Genomic DNA, 9622 nt, shown 5'->3' on the forward strand with positions numbered 1-9622 from the left:
CTAACCCTGCTGGTTTATTCTCTCTTAAAACTTTATGTTGTGAACAGCTTTAGTGCGACTCACGCCACCATCTCCATCTATGCGTCCGGTCAGCCGGTGAGTTGTATCGTTCAGTGTCGTAGCCTCTACTTTTTGATGATGCCAAGGAATGACCTCATGCAAGCCTCTCCCCCGATACAACACGAACCGATGGAATTGGAAAATTGCACGTTGGATCAAATAGTTGACGTGCTTTGCGAGGGGCGACCAATCAATCTCCCTGACGGAGCCGGCGCGTTCGTGTTGGATAATGAAGATGCTCGGGCGGTGTTGGGCTTTTACGCAAAACGGAAAGAGCTTTGGGTGCAGGCCAAGCAAGTGGTTGGGGCAGAGGCACTGCAGTTACTGGACGCAATTGCTACACCGAAGGCGCACGTCGCGACTGGTCAGTTCTTAACCTCGGGTACCGTTCGTCCTCATTGGCGTATTCAAGAACTGCGCGCTCATCGTTTTGCTGGATTACACCGCCACTGTGGTGCAGCTGGCCAAGCTCCTGAGGTATTCACACTTCACCTTGATCGTGATGTCACCTGCATTTGGGGGTTCAACGGAGCGGGAAAATCCGCTCTCCAGAGCGCAATGATGTGGTGCCTGACCGGAAAAGCTCACCGCTCCCAACACATGCCGTCCCTTGTCCACAATCCAATCTCTGTGGAAGTCATCTCAAGCGGCAGTGATGACGAGAAAAGCTTTACTCTTCCAGCAATCGTTCCTTTACCTTCAGCGGAGGATCTTTCGCTGCTAGCTGACCGCCCGGCCTGTGATACATGGGTAGAACTCGACCTGAAAGACCAAGATGGGAATGTCGCGACGGTCAGGCGCGAGCTGAAGCGGAATGATCGAGGGGCGATCTCGGAAGTTTCCAGTGGGCTGGAGGCGCTAGCTTTGCCGCAGTGGGCAATTGAAGCGGGTACGCTTATGCCTGCCATCGCTGCAAACATGCGCTTCGACGACAAGACAAGCTTTGCAGAAGCCATCGCTCAGCTTACAGGGTTGAGGCCGCTGCAGGATCTGGGGCTGCGATTGCCCCGCATGGTCCGCCGTCTCGAAAAAGACGAAACCGACTCTGCTACAGATGCGAAAGACGGTGCTCGCATTCAATTCCTAGACGGTAAGAAGTCCTTCCTCGAAGCTTGGCGCGCTGAAAGCGAAACGCTTGGGCCAGAGCCAGAATTGCTGACCCCCGATAAGGCAACGGCTGAACAGAATTGCAGCAAGGCTATCGCAGCTGTTCGGGCTAGGTTGATTCAACTTCAGGCTACGGGTTTGGTGGATATTGAAACTATCCTTGGGAGCTCCGCTTCCGTAGAGACGTCAGAACGTAGTCAGACGTTGCTCAATCAACTTGCGTCTGCACGTGAGCACCTGAGTTCTGCTGCTCTGACCGGATTACCCTCCCTCCGAGTCCTACAGCAGATCAAGGAGATCAACGATGCGGACAAGGAGTGGCTTGTCGCCAAGCTAAAAGAATTGACGCAGCGTGCTGAAGCCCATGTTCAGCGGCAGCAGAACAAGCAACAAGCCGCGCGTCAGCAGCTCTACACGCTGGTTGCGCAGTGGCATCAAAAACAAAACCCCGGCCAACCGATCCTGGATTGCCCCGTTTGCGGAACGGATTTGGCTGACGTACCAGCTGACGCTTTGTTGGATAGCGACATTGCCGCTGCTCTGCAGGTAGGACTGAGAGCACACAATGACGCCACAAAATCTCTGGCTGAATGGCAGCAAGCTGCTGCGAGTGAGCTAAGTGAGTCTCTCCCGGAGAGCTTGAAGTTTTTTATTGATTACAAAAACCGGAGCAGCATTCTTGATCTTTGCAAATCTGCATATGTAATTGAAGCTCTCAAGGATAATTGTTTCGCAACGGATCTACGTCCCCTCCAATCGAGTGCACAAAAGCTGTGGGATGCGCTGGTAGCAAAGCTCCCACTTCCAAAACTGGAGCTCCCGGCCCAAATCACGTTGCCGAAAGATCTTGCTGGCGGGTTACTCGCTAGCCGATTCGCAAATTTGCAGCACGCCTTGACTTTGAGGGCTCAACGCAACGCCGTGGACGGTCTGATGCAGCCACTACTGGCGAGCTATCTTGGGACCTGGTCATTTTCACGAGGTGAAAAAATCGACGAAGTGATCGTTTTGGAAATGCTGCCGATACGGCATCAAGTAGTTGTACTCATCCAAGCGATCAACGCTGCAGAACCTCTTATTAGCCTGACACGCCAGATTGACGTGATTGAAGCAGCTCGTAACCGTTGGGTGGCCGCGAGTCATAGATTGAGGCTTATTAAGCGTGCAGCATTAGCCGTTCAAATGCTCACCCGACTCCCGGAGTTGGTCGAACACCAGGTTCAAGGCCTCATTCACACGCTAGAGGCACGGACGACCGATTGGCTTAATCTGATATATCGCCCTCACTACAATGGTGGACCTCGGTACGTTGGTCTCGATCCTTCCCGCACACAAGGGATAGGACTGTATGCGGGGCTCGGTATCGTGCGCGTTCAGGCCCATCAAATCATGAACTCTTCACACTTGAGAGCCTGTGTATGGGCTTTCGTGTTTAGCCTTTGGGAACGTATTCGCGCGCGGACGGGAGCATTGGAGATCCTCCAGCTGGACGATCCTCAAACTTTCTTTGATCCAATCAACACTGAAAATGTCGCGGCTGCTGTTCCAGCTTTGGTGGCCGCTGGGATGGCCATCCTCATCACCTCGAACGACAATCGGTTCATTGCAGCGGTTAAGGACAAACTTCCAAGAAGTTCTTCTGCGCATCCATCATGGACAATGCTTCAGATCAGCCCTCTGTCGTCGTCCAGATCAACGGTTGCACTCACACCGACGATTGATGAGGTCAAAGAGCGGCACCAGGCATGGACTGATTCTCCCAATGATGTTGTACTGAGTCAGCAATTTGTCGAGCGAGTTCGGCTACACATCGAGAATCGCCTTTGGGACCTGCTCGCGGCTGATCCGATGTTAATCTACAAACCAACTCTTGCAGATCTAATTGGTCACATCGCATGTGCGCGCAACGCTGGCGAGCCGCCGTTCCACGAACCTCCTTTTGAAAAGCTCCTGAACTGCAGTCACTTGAAGTCGGGGACCCACTTCTACACGGCAATCAATCAAGCACACCACGACCTGCGGAAGATCACACCCTACGATGCCGGAGTGGTCGAAGAAGGGTTCTTGGAAGTGGACCGAATGATCCGCAGTTGCGCCGCAGCTTACGCACGGTTCATGGGGAGACTGACTCGTGACGATGAAGACATGTTTTTCGCGGAAGCCCCATCGGCACCAGCCGCGCTCGATAATGCTCACCAGCAATATCATATCCATGGTGACTTCAGTGCGCAGACGCAAAACCATGTAGCTCCATCGAAAGCTCCTGCAGCTAGTCTCTCCCTAGAGAGTTTGGGCGATATAGCCCTTTACGCAATCCAAGGCGACTCTCTGGGGGCGTTCGCCCGTAAAGGACAAGTAGTAATTGTTTCCCTTGACCGTGCAGCCAAGTGTGGCGATCCGGTCGTAGCACTGTACAACGACAAGATATTTGCTCGTCGGTATCACTCGGACAGATCGGATGTCAGCAAGCTAACGCTTGCGTGTGAGCAGTCTGTGAGCGAGAGAGTCGCACCGGCGTTGGTGCTGCGCCGAAATAAAGTCCGCCTCATGCCAATTGTTGGGGTCCTCTACGACTCAGTAACAGCGGTCGGTAGGGATGAGGCCCAAGCTGTTAGTAACAGCGCAATCCTGGGAATGCCCCTCGCTGCCGCCAGGGTCGTCGATCATAGTGGCTACCCACTTATACGTCACCACGACTGGGTGCTATTGGAGTCCCATAATTTTGTCAATACGAATGATTTGCAAGGCTTACAAGGCGAGCTTGTAGCTTTTGTTGCCAGTAAAGATGGCCACAAGGATGCATATCTGAAGCGAGTCGGCATGGCAATCAGTGGGGAATTGCGAATTTTCGAAAGCGCAGGGACCTTCGGCGATGCGGTGGCTGTGTGTTGTGGGTCTGAGCAGTCCCCCGAGTTCCCGCACTTGATCAATGTGTGGCGTGTTCGCGCAGTACTTCGAGGTCTCACTGATCCGATAAATTGAACTGGATGATTGAGCCGCCGGCTTGCAGCAGTGCCTACAGTCATGGTTGTAGGCACTGCAGGGTATGACGACTTTTCGGTCTAGAACCGTCGTCGATAGCGATCCCCTGAGGATAATTTTAGAGATAGAAATCTTTACTTTTAAGAAAAATAATCAACAAATTCAATGTCTTTTTGGTTAATTCGACTCCTGTCTACGCACCAGAATCAGTTGGCCTATGGCGATTTCTCGCTACCTGGCACCAATAGAAGCCCGCCTTGTGCGGGCTTTTTTGTTGTGCGCCAGGCATGGCGCGTTGCGCGTAAGCGCAACCTGCTTGGCTGTGGTGGCCGAGCGGGTGACTTGGAGGTGAAAGTCCTCTACACACCCGGCAAGGGGAAGTGTTAGCCGGAGGCAAGGGTGTCGCGGGCGACTGCGAATCTGAAGGAAGCCCGAGGCAAAATGCTGGCCTGACGAACAGGAAGCGGATCAGGCGGCACAGCGGGGTCAGGCGGCAACAATCGCCAAAGCCCAATACTTGCACGGAGCGCTGTGACGTAAATCCGACAGGCATAAGCAGGAAGGTCGCGCGAATTACCCTGGGAGATCTGCACGCTTGCCATAGTGCTACCGAGCGTCGAGAGGCGACGGGATGAGCGTGCAGAAGTCAGCCGAAGCCGTAGTAAGTGGCGGTTAACCGCGCCACCAAGGGCTGAACAGGTTATGCCGCCAGTAGGCGTCACTGTCTCGTTGGTAGCCGCAATGCAGAAATTTCCTACGGTGGAAACTGACATTCAGAGTCCCGGCCAGAAGCCGAGGATGATGCCTGACAGTGCAAAGGTACCGACGGCGTCAGCGACGTGGACGAACGCGGAGCCGGACGCGCTGATGGAGCGGGTGCTCGCACCCGCCAACCTCAAGCGTGCGTATCAACGCGTGGTCAGCAACAAGGGAGCACCGGGTGCCGATGGCATGACGGTCGCTGACTTGGCAGGCTACGTGAAACAGTATTGGCCAACCCTCAAGGCCAGGTTGCTGGCTGGTGATTACCATCCTCACGCAGTGCGGGCGGTTGAAATTCCCAAACCGCAAGGCGGCATACGGCAACTGGGGATCCCCAGCGTCGTGGACCGCTTGATCCAGCAAGCCTTGCAGCAACAGCTCACGCCCATCTTCGACCCACTGTTCTCGGACTACAGCTATGGCTTCCGTCCGGGCAGAAGCACACATCAAGCCGTCGAGATGGCCCGTGCCCATGTGGCATCGGGGCACCGGTGGTGCGTGGAAATCGATCTGGAGAAGTTCTTCGATCGAGTCAACCACGACATCCTGATGGCCTGTATCGAGCGCCGGGTCAAAGATAAGTGCGTACTCAGGCTTATCCGCCGCTACCTTGAAGCGGGAGTCATGTCAGGCGGTGCCGTCAGCCCACGGCAGGAGGGGACGCCGCAAGGCGGCCCGCTCTCGCCGCTGCTGTCGAATATCCTGCTCGACGAACTTGACCGCGAACTGGAACGGCGGGGTCACCGCTTCGTGCGCTATGCCGATGACGCGAACATTTATGTACGCAGCCCTCGGGCTGGCGAACGGGTACTGGCCAGTGTCGAACGCTTCCTGAATCAACGTTTGAAACTGACGGTGAATCAGAAGAAGAGTCGAGTCGCGAGAGCCTGGAAGTGTGACTACTTGGGCTATGGGATGAGCTGGCATCAGCAGCCAAGGCTGCGGGTGGCAACGACGAGCCTGGGTCGCCTGCGCGACCGGATCGCAGAGCTGCTACGCGGTGCACGGGGCCGCAAGATGACGAATACCATTGAGCGGATAAACCCTGTCCTGCGAGGCTGGGCGGGTTACTTCAAGCTTAGCCAGAGCAAACGGCCACTTGAGGAACTGGATGGCTGGATCAGGCACAAACTCCGCTGTGCCATCTGGCGCCAATGGAAGCAGCCCTCTACGAGGGCGCGCAACCTGATGCGTCTGGGCTTAAGCGAAGAGCGTGCCTGTAAATCGGTCTGTAACGGCCGAGGCCCGTGGTGGAACTCGGGGGCGCCACATATGAATCAGGCGCTGCCGAAGAAGCTATGGGATCGACTCGGACTGGTCTCGATACTGGATACGATCAACCGGCTTAGCCGCATAGCTTGAACCGCCGTGTACGGAACCGTACGCACGGTGGTGTGAGAGGACGGCGGGTGTGAGCCCGCCTCCTACTCGATCCCGTTTTTTTCCCCACGGATCTGCGTTTTTTGACTTTATGGTTCGCAGTTTTCCACTTAGGGTTGGACGTATTTTTAGATAATGGTTAGCTGTCGATCAGGTTTTGGCCAGTGTTTACGGGGTGAGACCCGAAATTTTTCTAGATAATGGATTTTCCGTTTAGAGATAATTTTGAGATGCCCCAGTTTTCTCACCACGACCTGCAAGCTACTGACCCCGTCCTTTGACTCGCCGCTGGTTGACGTTCTGGCCGAGCTCGAATTTCTGCGCAGGCTGAGGCTGGAAGGGGACATTCCACATCAGGTGTTCTTTCAGTTGAAGGCGCTGTTCCACACGCTGGAGAGCTTGGGCTCTGCTCGAATCGAGGGCAACCACACCACACTGGCCGACTACATCGACAGCAAGGTCGAAGGGAAGGCCGAGAGCACCGATCAGTTGCTGGAAATTGCCAACATCGAAAAGGCGATGGATTACATCGTAGCGGTGATCAAGCCTGGTGCAGACCTGACAGAGCATACGATCCGAGAATTGCACGCCATGACCGTAATGGGGTTACGGCGTGAAGGCGATAAAACGCCAGGCGCCTACCGGGAAGGGGCGGTCAGGATCGCCCAGGCGGAGCACCTGCCTCCAGAAGGTGTGTTGGTGCCGCAGTACATGCAGGAGTTGGTCACCTTCATCAATCGCGACGATTCCCCTAAATACGCGCTGATGAAGGTCGCCCTGGCGCACCACCGTTTCGGTTGGATTCACCCATTCGGCAATGGCAATGGGCGGGTGGTAAGGCTGCTGACCTACGCGCTGTTGATGAAGTACGGCTTCAACGTGAACACGGGTGGTCGGGTACTCAACCCCACAGCAGTGTTCTGCAATGACCGGGACAAGTACTACACCATGCTAGGGCTTGCCGATACTGGCACCACAGCAGGGCTGGAGGCATGGTGTACCTATGTGTTGCAGGGCATCCGCGACGAATTGGAGAAGGTGGACAAGCTCACCGACTATGGCTACCTCACGAAGTGCATTCTGTTGCCGGCGGTGAGTTTTGCACGCAGTCGGGAGTGGATTACCGAGACCGAGGAACAGATTCTGGTCAGCGTCATAAAGCTGAAGGTCGTGAAATCGAGTGACATTGCTCAGGCACTCCCCGCGCTCACGGCTAACCAACGGACTTATCAGATCAAGAACCTGGTAGAGCAAGGCATGCTTCTGCCAATCAACCCAGGTTCGAGGCAATACACCATTGGCTTCTCCAACAATTACCTGGTGCGTGGGGTCATCAAGGCACTGAGGGAACAGGGATTCATTCCAGAGCCACTCGACAGGCCGTGAATAATTGCAAGATCGGCACTAATTAAGCTTGAATTCGTCTCCTTTCGTGAACATTAAGGCCAGAATGTAAGCACGATGCTCGAATCTTCCACGCCCTGTGTGGGAGCGGCCTTGTGTCGCGAAAGGGCCGCAAGGCGGCCCCGGCAATTCTTGCTCCGCCGCGGAACTGTGCCCTGCAACACAGTTCCCTCTCCCCACAAAACCCTTTCAAGCTACTTCTGAGCAGCTTTTCAAAGCATGCGCAGCCGGGCAGTCGAACAGGTATCGCTACCCGAAACATTACACCGTACCTGTGTGAGCCAACTGTCCTGCTCAATTTCTAAAAGCTAGCGCGATCCCTGTGGGAGCGGGCAAGCCCGCGAAGGGCTGCAAAGCAGCCCCAATCAAGCCGGAGAACGTTAACTGTCTGGCATTAGGGCTTGCCCGACGCACGCATGCGCAGCCGGGCAGTCGAACAGGTATCGCTACCCGGAACATTACCCCGTACCTGTGTGAGCCAACTGGCTTGCTCAACTTCTAAAAGCTAGCGCGATCCCTGTGGGAGCGGGCAAGCCCGCGAAGGGCTGCAAAGCAGCCCCAATCAAGCCGGAAAACGTTAACTGACTGGCATTAGGGCTTGCCCGCGAACACGGGTGAAGCCCGTGCCTTGCACCGAGATACTGACCCGCCGTACGCACGTCTAAGAACAGTGCCAATGCAATTTCCGTCAGCGACCCTGTGGTACGAGCCCTAAAAGCCCCCGGCAATGATTTTTGGTGTACTCCCCAAGCCGGTAGCTCGCACGTTCACTACCCATGTGATCGACGCCTATTCTAGTACGCCGCTTCCGTGCGCCAGACGTTCCCTCTTTACTTCGCGGTCCTGCAGCAACCTATCCGCTTGGGCGAATATTGCGCCAACCTGTGCCCGTCTCTTTCTCTGGAAAGAGACGGGCGCTTCTAGCACTGCTGCAGCCCTCATCGCACTTGGCTTTGCGGCCCTCCACCTCGTGACAATCGGCGTGACAAACGCCTATGTCACCAGCAACAGCCATGTAGATGATGGTGCCGCAGACCAGGGAATGGACTGCACCTGACTGACAGTCAGGCATGCCCCGGTCATCGCATTGCTGCTTGCACATGGCTCAGGATCTTCAGGCGCGGGTCTCGTCAGCCAGTGCTGCCTCCACCCGCCCACCGGTAACGGTGTTCAGGAGGCCAGATCATGAGATGCCCTTGCTCCCGGACGTAAGGAGCCGCCAGTCCCGCGTAGAGGACATTCCCCACAGGTCGCAGGGGCCTTGATCCCTGACAACACTCAGCATTCTTGGCGGGATGACGTGGGGCGAGGACTGAAGAGCAGAAGATGAGGTGACCGATATGGCATTGGTAGGTAGACGCGATGGCCGCAATTTCGGCTACGGCAGGCAACTGAGGTATGCAGGGCCGCAGGCGCTGAAAGACATGTTCGGCGGCGGCCACTACGGCACGATGAAGGCACACTGTGATCGGTGGCAGGCATTCGTTAAGTGGTGCCGCTCCGAACAGGGATCTGGAACGGGCCAGCGTTCCGCCAGGTGTGCGACGCTATCGATATGGGAAGCCAAACGGCCAAATCAACGAGCCTAGGATCGTAGGCCTGTCCACCATGTGTCCGGTCCATACAGAGGCCCAAAAGTTGGCAGGCGCGGAAGGAGAGGTTGGTAAAGATGAAGAAGAAGCCCTGCTATGACCGAAGCGAACCACTGGGCCTGCCCCGTGACAGCGGACGCCAAGAAGCTGGCTACAGAGCCAACTGCCTTAAGCCTTTTGCGTATTCGTTCGGTGAACGGTAACCCAATGCTGAATGCAGTCGACAGCTGTTGTAAAACCCATGGATGTAGCTGGCAATTGCCAGGTGAGCCTGTTTCTTTGTGGGGTAGACCGCGTAGGCTTCCTCTCTCTTCAATGTAGCGAAGAAACTCTCA

3 protein-coding genes and 2 pseudogenes are annotated in these 9622 nt (G+C 55.5%); 4 read left to right on the forward strand and 1 reads right to left on the reverse strand.

Annotation, left to right across the window (positions count from 1 at the left end):
- The first annotated feature begins 156 nt into the window (after positions 1-156).
- From DMX11_RS24325 to DMX11_RS26540, 4 genes and pseudogenes are all read left to right on the forward strand, one after another.
- Positions 157-4149, forward strand: coding sequence for an ATP-binding protein (locus DMX11_RS24325; protein WP_110747842.1), 3993 nt, complete (start codon positions 157-159; stop codon positions 4147-4149).
- A gap of 702 nt (positions 4150-4851) precedes the next feature.
- Positions 4852-6273 (forward strand): group II intron reverse transcriptase/maturase, encoded by a 1422-nt coding sequence (ltrA, locus tag DMX11_RS24330; RefSeq protein ID WP_110747845.1) that lies wholly within the window; start codon positions 4852-4854, stop codon positions 6271-6273.
- Positions 6274-6521: 248 nt separating this feature from the next.
- A pseudogene (locus DMX11_RS24335) lies at positions 6522-7677 on the forward strand (Fic family protein).
- A 1358-nt stretch (positions 7678-9035) separates the two neighbouring features.
- Positions 9036-9212 (forward strand): annotated as a pseudogene (locus DMX11_RS26540) (integrase); the annotation flags it as partial.
- Positions 9213-9438: 226 nt separating this feature from the next.
- On the opposite strand, the gene DMX11_RS24350 reads toward DMX11_RS26540, so the two are convergent.
- Positions 9439-9622 (reverse strand): IS3 family transposase (locus DMX11_RS24350; RefSeq protein WP_146230379.1); only part of this gene is annotated, 184 nt, incomplete at its 5' end.

Origin of the sequence: Pseudomonas sp. LB-090624 (assembly GCF_003205205.1) — a bacterium.
Classification (GTDB): Bacteria; Pseudomonadota; Gammaproteobacteria; order Pseudomonadales; family Pseudomonadaceae; genus Aquipseudomonas.

Coding starts and splice junctions, on each gene's coding strand:
- ltrA (WP_110747845.1), top strand. CDS start 4,852: ATGCCGCCAGTAGGCGTCACTGTCTCGTTGGTAGCCGCAATGCAGAAA.
- DMX11_RS24325 (WP_110747842.1), top strand. CDS start 157: ATGCAAGCCTCTCCCCCGATACAACACGAACCGATGGAATTGGAAAAT.